Genomic DNA, 13,961 nt, shown 5'->3' on the forward strand with positions numbered 1-13,961 from the left:
TCGGCAGCGCAGGGGCCACGTCGGCCGCGGGAGGCATTTCCGGTCCCTCGTACGGACGATGGCCTCGGGAGTCATCCTTCGGATGTAGTCGGGAGATGTAGTTGGTGAGCGAAAGGGTGGACCGGTTCGCCGACGCCGTCGAGGCGAAGGTCGGGGGACGTCTCGGTGCGGCGACCCTGCGTGCGGATCCGCTGCCCGCGTCGGGCCGCCGTCGGCAGCTCGTGGACGCGGTCGTGGCGCTCCTCTTCCTGATGGTGGTCGTCCGTCCGGCCCTGAACACCCCGAACGTGTCCTCCCCTCCGCTGGACGTCGTGCTGCTGGCCGGGGTGGCCGCCGTCCCCCTCGCGTGGCGACGCCGGACACCGCTGGCTGCGCTCTGGGCCCAGCTGGCCGTCGATGTCGCGCTGATGGCCCTGCACGCCTACCCCGACGTGCTGTTCGCCGCCTCGCTCGTCGCGGCCGTGGCCCTGTACAGCGCGGTCGCCCACAGCCCCTACCGACAGCTCGCCCTCGCCTCGCTCCCGGTGGCCGCCGTCGTGCTGGTGCTGCTGGTCTCCCGGGCGCAGCTGCCGCACTTCCCCAACTGGATCGTGGGGGCGCTGCTGCTCTTCCCGATCGTGGCGGCGGCCTTCGGCCAGCGGCTCTGGGCGCTGCGGGCCGAGGAGAGCCGGGCACGGATGCGGATGCTGGAGCTGGACCGGATCGAGGCGCTGCGGCAGGCCGTCGAGCACGAACGCGCGCGCATCGCCCGCGAGTTGCACGACGTGGTGACCCACAACGTGAGCGTGATGGTGATCTCGGCCGGGGCCGCGCGGATGGTCGTGGAGCAGAACCCGGCGATGGCCAAGGAGGCCCTGCAGGCCATCGAGACCGGCGGCCGGGCCGCCATGTCGGACCTGCGCAACGTCATGGGCCTGCTGACGATGGACGCGACCGGTTCCGGTTCGGGCGAGGAGGCCGCCGCGGCGGCCGAACTCGCCCCGCAGCCCGGCCTGGACGGTCTGGAGGCCCTGGTCTCCCGGATGCGACTGGCCGGCATCGGCATCGAACTGCAGGTCACCGGTGAGCGGCGGGCCCTGTCCCCGGGGCTGGAACTGACGGCGTACCGGGTCGTGCAGGAGGCGCTCACCAATATGATCAAGCACGCGGTCGGCGCCCGCGCGGCGATCCAGGTCGAGTACGGCACAAGCGAGTTGACCGTCGAGGTCGCCAACACCGAGGGCCACGCGGGCGCGGCGGCCGCCACCGGCAGCAGCAAGGGGCTGATCGGACTTCGGGAGCGGCTGGCCCTCTACGGTGGAACACTGCAGGCCGGACCTCGGCTGACCGGCGGCTACCGGGTGAAGGCTTCGATCCCCCTCGACCTCATGGAGGACGCGTGACCACGACCACCCCGCTGCGAGTCGTGATCGCGGACGACCAGGCGCTGGTGCGCACCGGGTTCAGGATGATCCTGGCCAGCCAGGGCATCGAGGTCGTCGGCGAGGCGGACACCGGGACGGAGGCCGTCCACGCGGTCCGCCGGACGCGGCCGGACGTGGTGCTGATGGACATCCGCATGCCCGAGATGGACGGCCTGGAGGCGACCCGCCGGATCCTCGCAGCGGAGGGCGAGCAGGTGCCGCGGGTCATCATCCTCACCACGTTCGACCTGGACCAGTACGTCTACGCCGCGCTGGGCGCCGGAGCCAGCGGGTTCCTGCTCAAGGACGTGAGCCCCGAGCACCTGGTCTCGGCGGTGCGCATGGTCCAGGCCGGCGACGCGCTGCTGGCCCCCGCCATCACCCGGCGCCTGGTGGCCCGCTTCGCCCGCCGCGAGGACGCCCCGCTGCCGGGCGGCCGGGACCAGGCGGCCCGGCGCAGCACGCTCGGGACGCTCACGGCCCGCGAGTCGGAGGTGCTGCGGCTCGTCGCCCGAGGTCTCAGCAACGCGGAGCTGGCGGCCCACCTGCACCTCTCCGAGGCGACCGTGAAGACGCACGTCGCCCGCATCCTGGCCAAGCTCGGTCTGCGCGACCGGGTGCAGGCCGTGGTCCTGGCCTACGAGACGGGCCTGGTCGCGCCCGGGGGCGGCGACGCGGAGAGCTCGACCGTCGCGTAGGTGTCCCACAGGTGTCGCGTAGCGTGTGACGACTGGTGAAGTCGGGCTGGGGGAGGGGTCGATGGACGAGACGGACGGCACGGGACGTACGGAGGTCGAGGGGGCGGTCGTGCCGCGGACCGAGATCCCGACGCAGCCGGCCGTGGCGGCGCTGCTCGGTCGGGCCGTGCACGTCGCCGATCTCGGCCGTCAGGCCGTGGCACGCGGGAGCCGCAGGGTGGCGGAGAGCGCCGCGCGCGGGGAGTGGGTGTACAAGGCGCTCACTTCGATCGCGCCGCCGTCCGTCCCGGCGAACGACCCCTGGGTGCTCTCCATCGGCGCGCTGCTGGGTCGGCACCCGCGCACGCCGCAGCTCGCGCACAAGGCGCTCGGCCTGCTGGACGGCTTCGGCGCCGTCCACCTCGGGCCGGACGCGGTGGGCTTCGACGGGGACGAGATCGCCTGGGAGAAGGTCGTCGAGGTCCGCACCCGTAACGCCTTCGAGGTGATGACCACCCAGGCGCTCGAGCAGGAGGTGGACCGGATCCGCCAGTTCCTGCCGCCCGTGCCGGGCCGAAAGTGGCTGGTGATGCGCGCGGCGGAGGCCCTGGCGACGGTGATGCTGGCGGCGCTGGAGGCGGGCTCGGTCGACCGCCCGCTGGACCTGGTCGAGGTGCCGGTGGAGATCGTCCACAAGGGCATGCTGGGCCGCCAACGGGTGCTGCTCGGTGGCCTCTTCGCGGTGTCGGGCCTGGTCGTGGTGGCCCCGGCCGCGGACAGCCTCGTCGCGACGGCGCGGCAGCACGGCGTCCCCGTGACGACAGGCCGCCCGCTCGCGGCGGTCAAGCCGGACCGCGCCGACCGCGTCGGCATGCTCCGCGACCGCACGGACGCCGTGGCCGTCCTGCTCGCCCGGCTCCAGCGGGACGACGACGGCGCCGTCTGAACCTTCTGGCGCCTTCCTGGTGCCTTCCTGATGTGCAGAAAGTTGTCAGTAGCAAGCAACCTTCCTATGGTTGCTGGAAACAACTTTTTGTCGCACGGGGGAGACCTCACCATGAGCCATCGCGAGATCATGCGGGCGCTCTCGGGACTGCTGCTGGGGCTCTTCGTGGCGATGCTCTCGTCGACGATCGTCACCAACGCACTGCCCAAGATCCTTGCCGACCTGCACGGCGGCGAGTCCGCCTACACCTGGATCGTCGCGGCCACCCTGCTCGCGGTCACCGCCAGCACCCCCCTGTGGGGGAAGCTGGCCGACCTGTTCAGCAAGAAGCTGCTGGTCCAGATATCCCTGCTGGCCTACGTCGCCGGCTCCATGCTGGCGGGGCTGGCGCAGACCCCCGCCCAGCTGATCGCCTGCCGGGTCTTCCAGGGCCTCGCCGTCGGCGGGATCTCCGCGCTGGCCCAGGTCTGCATGGCGGCGATGATCTCGCCGCGCGAGCGCGGCCGCTACAGCGGCTACTTCGGCATGGCCTTCGCCCTCGCGACGGTCGGCGGCCCGCTCATCGGCGGCGTCATCGTGGACACCTCCTGGCTCGGCTGGCGCTGGTGCTTCTACGTCTGCGTGCCGCTCGCCGTCGTCGCGGTGATCATCCTCCAGCGCACCCTGCACCTGCCGACCGAACGCCGCGAGGGCGTCCGCATCGACTACCTCGGCGCGACCCTGATCGCCGCGAGCGTGACCCTGCTGCTGGTCTGGGTCACCCTCGCCGGGAGTTCCTACGCCTGGCTCTCCTGGCAGACCGCGGCGATGGTCGGCGGCTCCGTCGTGCTCGGCGCGCTGGCGATCCGTACGGAGCAGCGGGCGGCGGAGCCGATCGTCCCGCTGCGGATGTTCCGCCACCGCACGGTGGTGCTGGCGACGGTCGCCTCGGTCATGGTCGGCGTCGGCATGTACGGCGCGACGATGTTCCTCAGCCAGTACTTCCAGCTCGCGCGGGGCAAGTCGCCCATCGCGTCCGGCTTCGCGACGACCCCGATGGTGCTGGGCCTCGCCGTCGCCTCCTACGCCAGCGGCAAGCTGATCACGCGCACCGGCCGCTGGAAGATCGTCCTGATGGCCGGCGCGGCGTTCCTCGCGGTCGGCTTCGCGCTGCTGGGTGTGCTGCGTGCGGACACCCCGTACGGGGTCGTCGCGCTCGCGATGGCCGTCACCGGTGTCGGGGTCGGCACGGTGATGCAGAACCTGGTCCTGGCCGTCCAGAACACCGTCCCGGCCGGGGAACTGGGCATCGCCAGCTCCATGGCCACGTTCTTCCGCACCCTCGGCGGCGCGGTGGGCGTCTCCGCGCTGGGCGCGGTCCTGGCGGCCAAGGTCTCCCAGAGCCTCGGCGGCCACGGCGTCGGCGGCGGCGCCATCCCGGACCTCTCGAAGATCCCGGCGGCGGTGCGGCCGGTCATCGAGGCGGCCTTCGGCCACGGGATCGGCACGGTCTTCCTGTGGTGCGTGCCGTTCGCGCTGGTGGCGTTCGTCAGCATCTGGCTGATCCGCGAGGTCCCGCTGAAGACCGAGTCCGGGATCGAGCGCACGGCCGCCGGGCGCGTCAGCGCGTAGCGCCCGAGAGCTGGGCGGGGACGGGTGGCCGCATCGCAGACATCCGGGCGGGGCTTGACGGGCACTGTGCCCGGGAGGTGATCATGGGCCGTGACTCGCGACCTGTCGACGCCGCCCGTCCTTCCGTCCGGTTCCCTCTCGGACTCTCCGCAGCCCGTGCTGCCGGCCGCCCAGGGCCTGGTGCTACGTCCCTGGCAGTCGACTGACGCGGCGACGTTCCTGTTCGCCTACCAGGACGAGGAGATTCGGCGGTGGCACACCCGCCGCCCGTCTTCCGAGAACCGGGTCCTGGAGTGGTTCGCCCGCTATCGCCAGGACTGGGAACAGGACCGGGGTGGCCACTGGGCGGTCACTCGCGACGGCAGCGAGGTCCTGGGCCGCATCGCGATGGGCAGCGTGAACCTCGACGAGGCCATCGCCGGCGTCGGCTACTGGGTCCTCCCCGCCGCCCGCGGCGCCGGTGTCGCCACCCACGCCCTCTCGGCGCTCAGTGCGTGGGCCATGGACGAGATCGGCTTCCACCGCCTGCACCTGGACCACTCCACCCGCAACCACGCCTCCTGCCGAGTGGCCGCGAAGTCGGGATATCAGCCGGAGGGCACCATGCGCAGCGCAGGACTCCACGACGACGGTCGGCACGACATGCATCTGCACGCCAGGGTCCGCGACGCCTGAGAGGGCCCCCAACGGCCCGGCGCCATGCGCGGAACTCCCTCACGGGATACGACCTCGATGCGCCGTCACTCGCCACCGACGACCGTCGCCTCGAGCCGATCGCGGAAGCCTGTCGCGCGGCTGGAGCAACCGCGTTGGTCGTGGCGCCGGTCCGTGACGCGGACGGCCGAGAGTACATCGCCACACCGGCAGTGACCGGTGAGAGCGTGACCGTGGGACGAGTTCCACCGCTTCACCCCCGGCGAGAAGTCGACGGTGCTCACCGTCGACGGCTGGAGGCCGGGGCCGGCCATCTGCTACGACGCGGCGGTGCCCCAGCACGCGACGGACACGGCGGCGCTGGGCACACGCTCGCCTGAGCACGGGCCAGGTCCAATAAGGGGCGCGGGGATCCGCGCGACAACCACCCCGTGCGGATGGCCCTGCGTCGAGGACCATCTGCTCAGGGCGGGTGCTCGCGCAGATCCCCGCGCCCCTGAAGGTGTTGCGGCTACTTGTGGGCGATCAGGTAGAACCCGTAGCCCACGGCGCCCGCGCACAGCGCGAAGCTGACGTACGCCGCCGCGCTCAGGGAGGCGACCGCGGCGCCTCCCGTGGCGCGGGTGCGGCGCGAGAGCGCCGTCATGCCGAGGCAGAACGCGGCGACCACCGCGACGGTGATGACCAGGCTCATGCCGAACGTGCTGCCCAGGGCAGACCAGTTGATCTTCATCTCGGTTCAGACTCCTCAGGCCGCGACGGGCGCGTTCGGCGCCGCCACGGTCGGCGCGGACTCGGCCAGGTTCGGGGTCGCGTCGACGACGTTCGCCGCGTCGACCTTCTGGCGTCGCGACAGGACGTAGATCCACGCGGCCACGCCGACGCCGATCGCGCCGAGCGAGATCTCGCCCCACGCGCCCTGGTCGGCCAGGAGCACGCCCAGGCCGCCCACCAGGCCCGCGGCCGGCAGCGTCAGCAGCCACGCGTACGCCATGCGGCGCGCGGTGGACCAGTGCACGACGCCGTCGGCGCGGCCCTTGCCGGCGCCCATGATGCCGCCGGAGCAGACGTGCGTGGTGGAGAGGCCGAAGCCCATGTGGGACGAGGTCAGGATGACGGTCGCCGCCGCGCTCTGCGCGGTGAAGCCCTGGGCCGGCTCGATGTCGGAGATGCCCTTGCCCATGGTGCGGATGATGCGCCAGCCGCCGATGTAGGTGCCCAGCGCCATGGTGACGCCCGCGGCCAGGATGACCCACAGGGGCGGGTTGGAGCCCGGGGCCAGGGTGCCGGCGGTGATCAGGGTCAGGGTGATGACGCCCATGGTCTTCTGGCCGTCGCTGGTGCCGTGCGCGACGGAGACCAGCATCGACGAGGCGACCTGGCCGTACTTGAAGCCCTTGCGGTTGACCTGCTCGTCGCCGTTGCGGGTCATCCGGTAGGCGAGCCTGGTCGCGGCCCAGGCGGCGATGCCGGCGACGATCGGGGAGGCGACGGCCGGGATGATGATCTTCGTCAGCACCACGTCGAGGTGGACGCCCTTGCTGCCGACGGCGAACAGCGTCGCGCCGATCAGACCGCCGTAGAGGGCGTGCGAGGAGCTGGACGGGATGCCGCGCAGCCAGGTGACGAGGTTCCAGACGATGGCGCCGATCAGGGCCGCGAAGACGATCTGCGGCTTGAGTCCGGCCTTCTCGTCGAGGATGCCGCCGGAGATGGTCTTGGCGACCGCGACGGAGAGGAAGGCGCCTGCGAGGTTCAGCACCGCGGAGATCGCGACGGCGATCTTGGGCCGCAGTGCTCCGGTGGCGATCGAGGTGGCCATGGAGTTGGCCGTGTCGTGGAAGCCGTTGGTGAAGTCGAAGGCGAGAGCCGTGATCACTACGGCGGTCACCAGGAACGATACGTGTTCCATGCCCAAACAATCGTCTCAGCGGAGGCGTGCACGGCGGTCGCCGCGAGCGTGACCGTAGGGATACAGAGTGAACGGAAGGTTAACTAGGCGCCGACATGTGGTTGATGGCGTAGTCGAAGCATGACAAAACGGTCGGACCGGGATCAGTCCTCACCCGAGACGGCCTTGCGGCGATTGGGCTCCGTCGTTCAGCCCCCGTTCGTCCGTCGGTGCGATGAGTGGTGCGTCACATTCACGGCCCGGTGTTCGTCTGGGTGTTGGTGCGGTGAGCGATGGTGTGAGTGCGCTCAGAATCGCGCGGATTCGGCGGTGTGCTCTGCCGTGCGTCCGACCGGCGTGGGAGGATCGCGATGCCCGAGTAGGGGACGTGGGCATGGTCGGGGAGGACCGTCCGAGGCGGCGGAGGACGAAGGGGCTGGGGCGAGTGCTGGGCATCGGGGGCATGGAACGGCGTCCGTGGCTGCGCGGGGTGCTGCGCTGCGGTCTGTTGCTCGCGGCCGCGTCGCTCGCGGTGCTGCCGGCGGCGGGCCAGGCGAGCGCGGCTCCGGTCGGCGGGTCGGGCGGCAACGGTTCGGCGGCCTCCGGCCCGATCACCGGGCAGGCTGGGCTCACCAACCTCACGGCTGCCGAGAAGGCCCTGCTGCCGATCCTGACCCGGCTGCACACCCTCTACCAGCAGCTGGAAGCCGCCACCCAGCAGTACGACTCGCTCACCGAGCAGCTGAACCAGGCGCAGACCGACGTGCTCGAGCTCAATGTCACGGTCACCGACGCCCAGGCCCAGGTCGATGCCGGCAAGGCGCTCGCCGGCGAGTTCGCCTCGCAGCAGTACCGCGACGGTGGGCTTTCCCAGCTCGCCAAGGTGATCTTCGCCAGCGATCCCGCGGCTGCGATCCACGACAAGGAACTGCTCGACGCCGCGGCCCGCTCGCAGGCGGACCTGCTGAGCACCCTCGCCCAGGACCAGATCGTCTACAGCGCCGCGCAGAGCGCGGCGAAGGCCGCGCAGACGCGGGCGGAGCAGCTCGTGGCCGCGCAGGCCAAGCAGAAGGACTCGGTCAACAAGGAGCTGACCGGCGTCGAGCAGCTCGTCAGCGGGCTCACCGGCGCGGAGAAGTCCACCCTGCAGCAGCTGGAGCAGCAGGAGGCGAACGCGGCGCAGCTGGCGCTGCTGGCCTCCGGCGTGCTCGGCAAGGGCGGCACCAAGCCGTCCGCGGCCGGCGCCGCGGCGGTGGCCTACGCGTTCGCGCAGCTGGGCAAGCCGTACGTGTGGGGCGCGGCGGGCCCCATGTCCTTCGACTGCTCCGGCCTCACCTCGCAGGCGTGGCTGGCCGCCGGCGTTTCGATCCCGCGCACCAGCCAGGAGCAGTGGGCGCAGCTGCCGCACGTCGCGCTGGACCAGCTGCGTCCCGGCGACCTCATCCTCTACTTCCAGGGCGCCACGCACGTCGCGATCTACATCGGCGGCGGCCTGGTGATCCAGGCTCCGCACCCGGGCGCGTTCGTGGACATAGCGCCGATCGCGCAGAACCCGATCCTCGGCGCGGTGCGACCGGATCCGCAGGACCCGTCGCTCGGCAGCTACACGCCTCCGTCGATCCCGTCCGGCTCCCAGAACCCGCAGCCGGTGGGCCCGACCCTGCCCCCGGCGCCGAAGCCGAAGCCGACTCCCACGCCGACCCCGACGACGCACCCGACCCAGCCGCCGTCCCCGAAGCCGTCGCCCTCCGACTCCTCCTCGGGCAGCCCGTCGCCGACGCCGTCCCCGTCGGTGACCCCGTCGGTCTCGGTCAGCCCGTCGGCGATCCTCTCCCCGACGGCCTCCGTCACGGTGACGCCCCCGAGCAAGGGCACGCCGACGAGCACGGGCACGCCGACGGGCACGGGCACGCCGACGGGCACGGGCACGGGCACGCCGAAGGGGTAGGTCCGTGGATCGGAGCGGCGACGGTTCTCTCCGGGCTGCAATGCGACGGAGGGCCGACGAGCTCGGCCTTGCCCTGCCTGAGTCCGCCGAGCGCTGGGGGCGCCTCGCGGAGTACCTGGACCTTGGGAGTGGCAGGCGCGTGATGGTCTTCCCGCCCGGCGGCGAGAGGGAGACCTTCCAGGTGAGACTTCAGGCCAAGGGCACCGTCCTGGCGTAGGTGGCTGGCCAAGCTCGACCGCATCCACATGTGGCCCGACGACCGGCACCCGCGCGCCCATGCGCTCCTGGCGGCCGCGTACGCCCAGCCCGTGCTCCGTCGGCTGCTGCCGGTCAACAGCCACTTCAACCTCTGGTTCGCCACCAGCGTCGAGGAGCCCTGGAAGTTCCGGGTCGGGCACGTCCGCTGTCCCGACGAGGACGGGCTCTACGGGGTGCGTCGCAGGGGCGAGCCGGTTGCGCGCACCGAGACGCCGGAGGAAGCCGCCGCCCTGGTGGTGGCGGCCCTCCCGGCGGGGCTCGGTCCGGTGGTTACTTCTCCAGGCGGATGACGACCGACTTCGAGGTCGGGGTGTTGCTCGTCTCCGCCGTGCTGTCCAGCGGCACCAGCACGTTCGTCTCCGGGTAGTACGCCGCCGCGCAGCCGCGTGTCGTGGGGTAGAGGACGACCCGGAACCGCGGGGCCCGCCGCTCCACGCCGTCCTGCCACTCGCTGACCAGGTCCACGAACTCGCCCTCGGCGACGCCGAACTCCGCCGCGTCCTCGGCGTTCAGCAGGACCACGCGGCGACCGCCGGTGATGCCGCGGTAGCGGTCGTCGAGGCCGTAGATGGTGGTGTTGTACTGGTCGTGCGAGCGCAGCGTCTGCAGCAGCAGGCGACCCTCCGGCACCTCCGGGGCCGTCATCGCGTTGACGGTGAAGTTGGCCTTGCCCGTCGTGGTCGGGAACGAGCGGTTGTCGCGCGGGGCGTGCGGGAGGGCGAAGCCGCCGGGGGTACGGATCTTGGCGTTGTAGTCGTCGAAGCCGGGGATCACCCGGGCGATGCGGTCGCGGATGTTGCTGTAGGAGGCGTTGAAGTCCTCCCACGGCACGGTGTTCTTCGGGCCGAGCGTGCGGCGCGCGAGCCTGCAGACGATGGCGACCTCGGAGAGCAGGTCCGGCGCCGGGGGCTTGAGCGCGCCGCGGGAGGCGTGGACGATGCCCATCGAGTCCTCGACGGTGACCTGCTGCGGGCCGGAGGCCTGTCGGTCCAGGTCGGTGCGGCCGAGTGTCGGCAGGATCAGCGCGCGGGCGCCGGTCACCACGTGCGAGCGGTTGAGCTTGGTGGAGACGTGCACGGTCAGACGGCAGGTGCGCATCGCCGCCTCCGTCACCTCCGTGTCGGGGGAGGCCGCGACGAAGTTCCCGCCCATGGCGAAGAAGACCCGCACCTTGCCGTCGCGCATGCCGCGGATCGACTGGACCACGTCCATGCCGTGCTCGCGCGGCGGCTCGAAGTGGAACTCCTTGCCGAGCGCGTCGAGGAACGCGGCCGAGGGGCGCTCGAAGATGCCCATGGTGCGGTCGCCCTGGACGTTGCTGTGCCCGCGCACGGGGCAGACGCCCGCGCCGGGCCGTCCGACGTTGCCACGCAGCAGCAGGAAGTTGACCACCTCGCGGATGGTCGGCACGGAGTGCTTGTGCTGGGTCAGGCCCATCGCCCAGCAGACGATGATCTTCTCGGACTTCCGGACCAGCTCCGCCAGCTCCTGGATCTGGCTGTCCGGCAGACCCGTCGCCGCGCGGACCTCGGCCCAGTCGGTGCTCTTGGCCTCGGCCGCGAACTCCTCGAAGCCGGCGCAGTGCTGCTCGATGAAGGCGCGGTCCAGCACGGTGCCGGGGGCCTTCTCCTCGGCCTCCAGCAGCAGCAGGTTGAGCGCGCGGAAGAGGGCCAGGTCGCCGCCGAGGCGGATCTGCAGGAAGAGGTCGGTCAGCTTGGTGCCGCCGCCGACGAGCCCGCGCGCGTTCTGCGGGTTCTTGAACCGCTCCAGCCCGGCCTCGGGCAGCGGGTTCACGCTGACGATCGTGGCACCGGCCCGCTTGGCGCGCTCCAGGGCGGAGAGCATGCGCGGGTGGTTGGTGCCCGGGTTCTGTCCGGCGACGATGATCAGGTCGGCCTGGTAGAGGTCCTTGAGGCTGACGCTGCCCTTGCCCACGCCGAGCGTCTCCACCAGCGCGGAGCCGGAGGACTCGTGGCACATGTTGGAGCAGTCCGGCAGGTTGTTGGTGCCGAGCTGGCGGGCGAGGAGCTGGTAGGCGAATGCGGCCTCGTTGGAGGTGCGGCCGGAGGTGTAGAAGACGGCCTGGTCCGGCGTCTCCATGGCCTGCAGCTCCTCGGCGACGAGCTGGAGCGCGTCATCCCAGGAGAGCGGGGTGTAGTGGGTGGCGCCCTCGTCCAGCAGCATCGGCGTGGTCAGCCGGCCCTGCTGGCCGAGCCAGTAGCCGCTGCGCTCGGCCAGGTCCGCGACGGAGTGCTCGGCGAAGAACTCCGGGCCGATCCGGCGCAGGGTCGCCTCCTCGGCGACGGCCTTGGCGCCGTTCTCGCAGAACTCGGCGGTGTGGGTGTGGTCCGGCTCGGGCCAGGCGCAGCCCGGGCAGTCGAACCCGTCGGGCTGGTTCAGCTTCAGCAGCGTCTTCACGGCGCGCGGCAGGCCCATCTGCGCCGCGGCGATCTGGGTGGTGTGCTTGAGCGCGGGCAGGCCCGCGGCCGCGTGCTGCGGCTCGCCGGTCTTCGGCGCGTCCTGCGCCGGGTCCGTGACGGGAGCCTTGCGGGCCATGCGCCTCACCTTTTCACTGCGTCTTCACTGCGTCCGATCGGGTGCCCTCATCTTTCCACCTGCATACCGGGCTGGTGAATAGCCCCATTCAGACTTCTCGCGGCCGTTCTTGCGGACGTTCTTGTTACTGGTCCGTATGGCGGTCGGGCCATGGTCCACCCCTGCCTTGACCTGCTAGAAACGGATCTCTTCTCTCCAGCGACGGTGGGCGACCGGACCGTCCCGATCGCAAGGTGGGTGACTGCAGGTGCGATTCCTGCGCATAGGACCGGCGGGCGCCGAGCGACCCGCACTGCTGCTGAGCGCGGACGCGGAGGCCGCGTACGACCTCTCCGAGGTGACGCCCGACATCGACGGGTCGTTCCTCGCCACGCTCGGCCCCGAGCGCCGGGCGGACCTCGCCGCGCGCGCGGAGGCCGGTGAGTTCCCGCGCCTGCCCCTGGCCGGCGCGCGGATCGGCGCGCCCGTGGCGCGCCCGGGCAAGGTCGTCTGCATCGGCCTCAACTACCGCGACCACGCGGCCGAGACCGGCCAGGCGATCCCGGCGGAGCCGGTCGTCTTCATGAAGGCGAGCGACACCGTCGTCGGCCCGTACGACGAGGTGCTGATCCCGCGCGGCAGCGCGAAGACGGACTGGGAGGTCGAACTCGCCGTCGTCATCGGCGCGCGCGCCCGATACCTCGACTCCGTCGAGGCCGCGGACGCGGTGATCGCGGGCTACTCGATCAGCAACGACGTCTCCGAGCGCGAGTGGCAGTTGGAGCGCGGCGGCACGTGGGACAAGGGCAAGTCCTGCGAGACCTTCAACCCGCTGGGCCCCTGGCTGGTCACCGCGGACGAGGTCGCCGACCCGCAGGCGCTGGCGCTCCGCCTGAGCGTCAACGGGGAGCCCCGCCAGGACGGCTCGACGGCGAACATGATCTTCGACGTGCGGTACGTGATCTGGTACCTGAGCCAGTTCATGGTCCTGGAGCCGGGCGACGTGGTGAACACCGGCACCCCGGCCGGCGTGGCCATGGGCACCCCAGGCCAGCCGTGGCTGCAGCCGGGCGACGTCATGGAGCTGTCGATCGACGGCCTCGGCGCCCAGCGCCTGCCCGTCGGCAAGGCGTAACAGGTAGTTGCACCCCCAGGGGCGCGGGGAACTGCGCGACAAGCCACCGGCGTGCGGATGGTCCCCCAGTAACAGGGCCATCCGCACAGGGTGGGTTGCCCGCGCAGTTCCTCGCGCCCCCGAGAAAGCTCGCTACGCGAGCAGGCCGCCGAGGCCCTCGATGAGCTTCGCGCCCGGCCCGGCGCCGTCGTAGTGGGCCAGGAGGCGCTTCAGGACGTCCGCGCTCTGTGCGTCGTGCAGGGCTGTGACGGCGAACATCGCCACGAACTCGTCCACCAGCCAGTCCCGCAGGGACTCCGGCTCGCCGAGGTCGCCCTCGTCGAGGGACGTCAGTGCCGTCGCCTCGACCACCGCGATCCAGCTGCGGATCAGCAGCCCGAGGCGCGGGCCGGCCTCGGCGACCTCCAGGTGCTGGACGATGCTGCGGAACGCGGCTCGGCGCACCTCGTCCACCATCGCCGTCGTGCGCTGGGTCTCCACCGCCGAGCCGCCGCGCAGCAGCGCGCCGTAACCCGCGGCGTGGTCGTGGACGAAGGAGAGGTAGCGGTCGAGCGCGTGCGCCAGCCGCTCCGTGGGGGAGCCCTCGGCCGGTTCGACGAAGCGGGCGATCAGTTCGCTGGCCGCGCTCTTCAGCGCGGCCTCGTACAACTGCTGCTTCCCGCCAGGGAAGTAGCGGTAGACGAGGGGCCGCGAGGCCTCCGCCGCCGCGGCGACGTCGTCGAGGGAGACCTCCTCCGGCGCGTGGCGGCTGAACAGCTCCAGGGCCACCGCGATCAGCTGCTCGCGGCGCTGCTCGACCGGCAGCCGCCGGTACGGTCCGCGCTTGGCGCGCGGCGCTGCCGTGGTCGCGGGGCTCTCGTCGACGGTCGGTCGGGTCACCCGATCACCATAGCCCGCCGACCT

13 protein-coding genes are annotated in these 13,961 nt (G+C 71.8%); 9 read left to right on the forward strand and 4 right to left on the reverse strand.

The window, feature by feature from the left end; translation table 11 throughout:
- The first annotated feature begins 104 nt into the window (after positions 1–104).
- From BMY61_RS02635 to BMY61_RS02655, 5 genes are all read left to right on the forward strand, one after another.
- A complete protein-coding gene (locus tag BMY61_RS02635) occupies positions 105–1,382 on the forward strand; it encodes a sensor histidine kinase (RefSeq protein ID WP_236656629.1) in 1,278 nt (425 codons plus the stop codon).
- The gene (locus BMY61_RS02640; protein WP_063773396.1) at positions 1,379–2,101 is read left to right on the forward strand and encodes a response regulator; all 723 of its coding nucleotides are present in this window, start codon (positions 1,379–1,381) and stop codon (positions 2,099–2,101) included. The genes BMY61_RS02635 and BMY61_RS02640 overlap by 4 nt, the downstream gene beginning before the upstream one ends.
- A 61-nt stretch (positions 2,102–2,162) precedes the next feature.
- On the forward strand, positions 2,163–3,026 hold the full coding sequence (locus BMY61_RS02645; RefSeq protein WP_042458572.1) for a hypothetical protein: 864 nt from the start codon (positions 2,163–2,165) through the stop codon (positions 3,024–3,026).
- Positions 3,027–3,137: 111 nt separating this feature from the next.
- Positions 3,138–4,637, forward strand: coding sequence for an MDR family MFS transporter (locus BMY61_RS02650; RefSeq protein ID WP_082015597.1), 1,500 nt, complete (start codon positions 3,138–3,140; stop codon positions 4,635–4,637).
- Positions 4,638–4,727: 90 nt separating this feature from the next.
- On the forward strand, positions 4,728–5,312 hold the full coding sequence (locus BMY61_RS02655) for a GNAT family N-acetyltransferase (protein ID WP_042458567.1): 585 nt from the start codon (positions 4,728–4,730) through the stop codon (positions 5,310–5,312).
- 490 nt (positions 5,313–5,802) lie between these two features.
- Here BMY61_RS02655 and BMY61_RS02660 read toward each other — a convergent pair whose 3' ends face one another.
- Positions 5,803–6,024, reverse strand: coding sequence for a hypothetical protein (locus tag BMY61_RS02660; RefSeq protein WP_042458564.1), 222 nt, complete (start codon positions 6,022–6,024; stop codon positions 5,803–5,805).
- Between the two features lie 15 nt (positions 6,025–6,039).
- A complete protein-coding gene (locus BMY61_RS02665) occupies positions 6,040–7,203 on the reverse strand; it encodes an inorganic phosphate transporter (RefSeq protein ID WP_042458561.1) in 1,164 nt (387 codons plus the stop codon).
- Positions 7,204–7,645: 442 nt separating this feature from the next.
- Here BMY61_RS02665 and BMY61_RS02670 point away from each other — a divergent pair, with 442 nt between their 5' ends.
- The 3 genes from BMY61_RS02670 to BMY61_RS02675 are packed head-to-tail and all read left to right on the forward strand — an operon-like array spanning position 7,646 to position 9,678.
- On the forward strand, positions 7,646–9,130 hold the full coding sequence (locus tag BMY61_RS02670) for a C40 family peptidase (protein WP_161791353.1): 1,485 nt from the start codon (positions 7,646–7,648) through the stop codon (positions 9,128–9,130).
- A gap of 40 nt (positions 9,131–9,170) precedes the next feature.
- Positions 9,171–9,347, forward strand: a complete 177-nt coding sequence (locus BMY61_RS45830) for a hypothetical protein (protein WP_161791352.1) — start codon at positions 9,171–9,173, stop codon at positions 9,345–9,347.
- Positions 9,348–9,375: 28 nt separating this feature from the next.
- Positions 9,376–9,678 carry a DUF6193 family natural product biosynthesis protein gene (locus BMY61_RS02675; protein WP_052439444.1) on the forward strand — a complete coding sequence of 101 codons (303 nt, stop codon included), beginning with the start codon at positions 9,376–9,378 and terminating at the stop codon, positions 9,676–9,678.
- On the opposite strand, the gene BMY61_RS02680 is transcribed toward BMY61_RS02675, so the two are convergent.
- A complete protein-coding gene (locus BMY61_RS02680) occupies positions 9,659–11,944 on the reverse strand; it encodes an FdhF/YdeP family oxidoreductase (protein ID WP_042458555.1) in 2,286 nt (761 codons plus the stop codon). The two genes, BMY61_RS02675 and BMY61_RS02680, sit on opposite strands and share 20 nt — an antisense overlap.
- 247 nt (positions 11,945–12,191) lie before the next feature.
- Between BMY61_RS02680 and BMY61_RS02685 the strand changes: the two genes are divergently transcribed.
- Positions 12,192–13,058 (forward strand): fumarylacetoacetate hydrolase family protein, encoded by an 867-nt coding sequence (locus BMY61_RS02685; protein ID WP_042458551.1) that lies wholly within the window; start codon positions 12,192–12,194, stop codon positions 13,056–13,058.
- A gap of 132 nt (positions 13,059–13,190) precedes the next feature.
- Here BMY61_RS02685 and BMY61_RS02690 read toward each other — a convergent pair whose 3' ends face one another.
- Positions 13,191–13,937: a TetR/AcrR family transcriptional regulator gene (locus tag BMY61_RS02690; RefSeq protein WP_082015595.1), complete on the reverse strand. Its 747-nt coding sequence runs from the start codon at positions 13,935–13,937 to the stop codon at positions 13,191–13,193.
- Positions 13,938–13,961: the final 24 nt, after the last annotated feature.

Source organism: Streptacidiphilus jiangxiensis (assembly GCF_900109465.1).
In the GTDB taxonomy this organism is placed as follows: domain Bacteria; phylum Actinomycetota; class Actinomycetes; order Streptomycetales; family Streptomycetaceae; genus Streptacidiphilus; species Streptacidiphilus jiangxiensis.

What these genes read in the sequence shown, in the direction of transcription:
- BMY61_RS45830 (WP_161791352.1), top strand. Translation starts at nt 9,171, where the DNA reads ATGCGACGGAGGGCCGACGAGCTCGGCCTTGCCCTGCCTGAGTCCGCC.
- BMY61_RS02665 (WP_042458561.1), bottom strand. Translation starts at nt 7,203, where the DNA reads ATGGAACACGTATCGTTCCTGGTGACCGCCGTAGTGATCACGGCTCTC.
- BMY61_RS02670 (WP_161791353.1), top strand. Translation starts at nt 7,646, where the DNA reads ATGGAACGGCGTCCGTGGCTGCGCGGGGTGCTGCGCTGCGGTCTGTTG.
- BMY61_RS02645 (WP_042458572.1), top strand. Translation starts at nt 2,163, where the DNA reads ATGGACGAGACGGACGGCACGGGACGTACGGAGGTCGAGGGGGCGGTC.
- BMY61_RS02675 (WP_052439444.1), top strand. Translation starts at nt 9,376, where the DNA reads ATGTGGCCCGACGACCGGCACCCGCGCGCCCATGCGCTCCTGGCGGCC.
- BMY61_RS02680 (WP_042458555.1), bottom strand. Translation starts at nt 11,944, where the DNA reads ATGGCCCGCAAGGCTCCCGTCACGGACCCGGCGCAGGACGCGCCGAAG.
- BMY61_RS02660 (WP_042458564.1), bottom strand. Translation starts at nt 6,024, where the DNA reads ATGAAGATCAACTGGTCTGCCCTGGGCAGCACGTTCGGCATGAGCCTG.
- BMY61_RS02650 (WP_082015597.1), top strand. Translation starts at nt 3,138, where the DNA reads ATGAGCCATCGCGAGATCATGCGGGCGCTCTCGGGACTGCTGCTGGGG.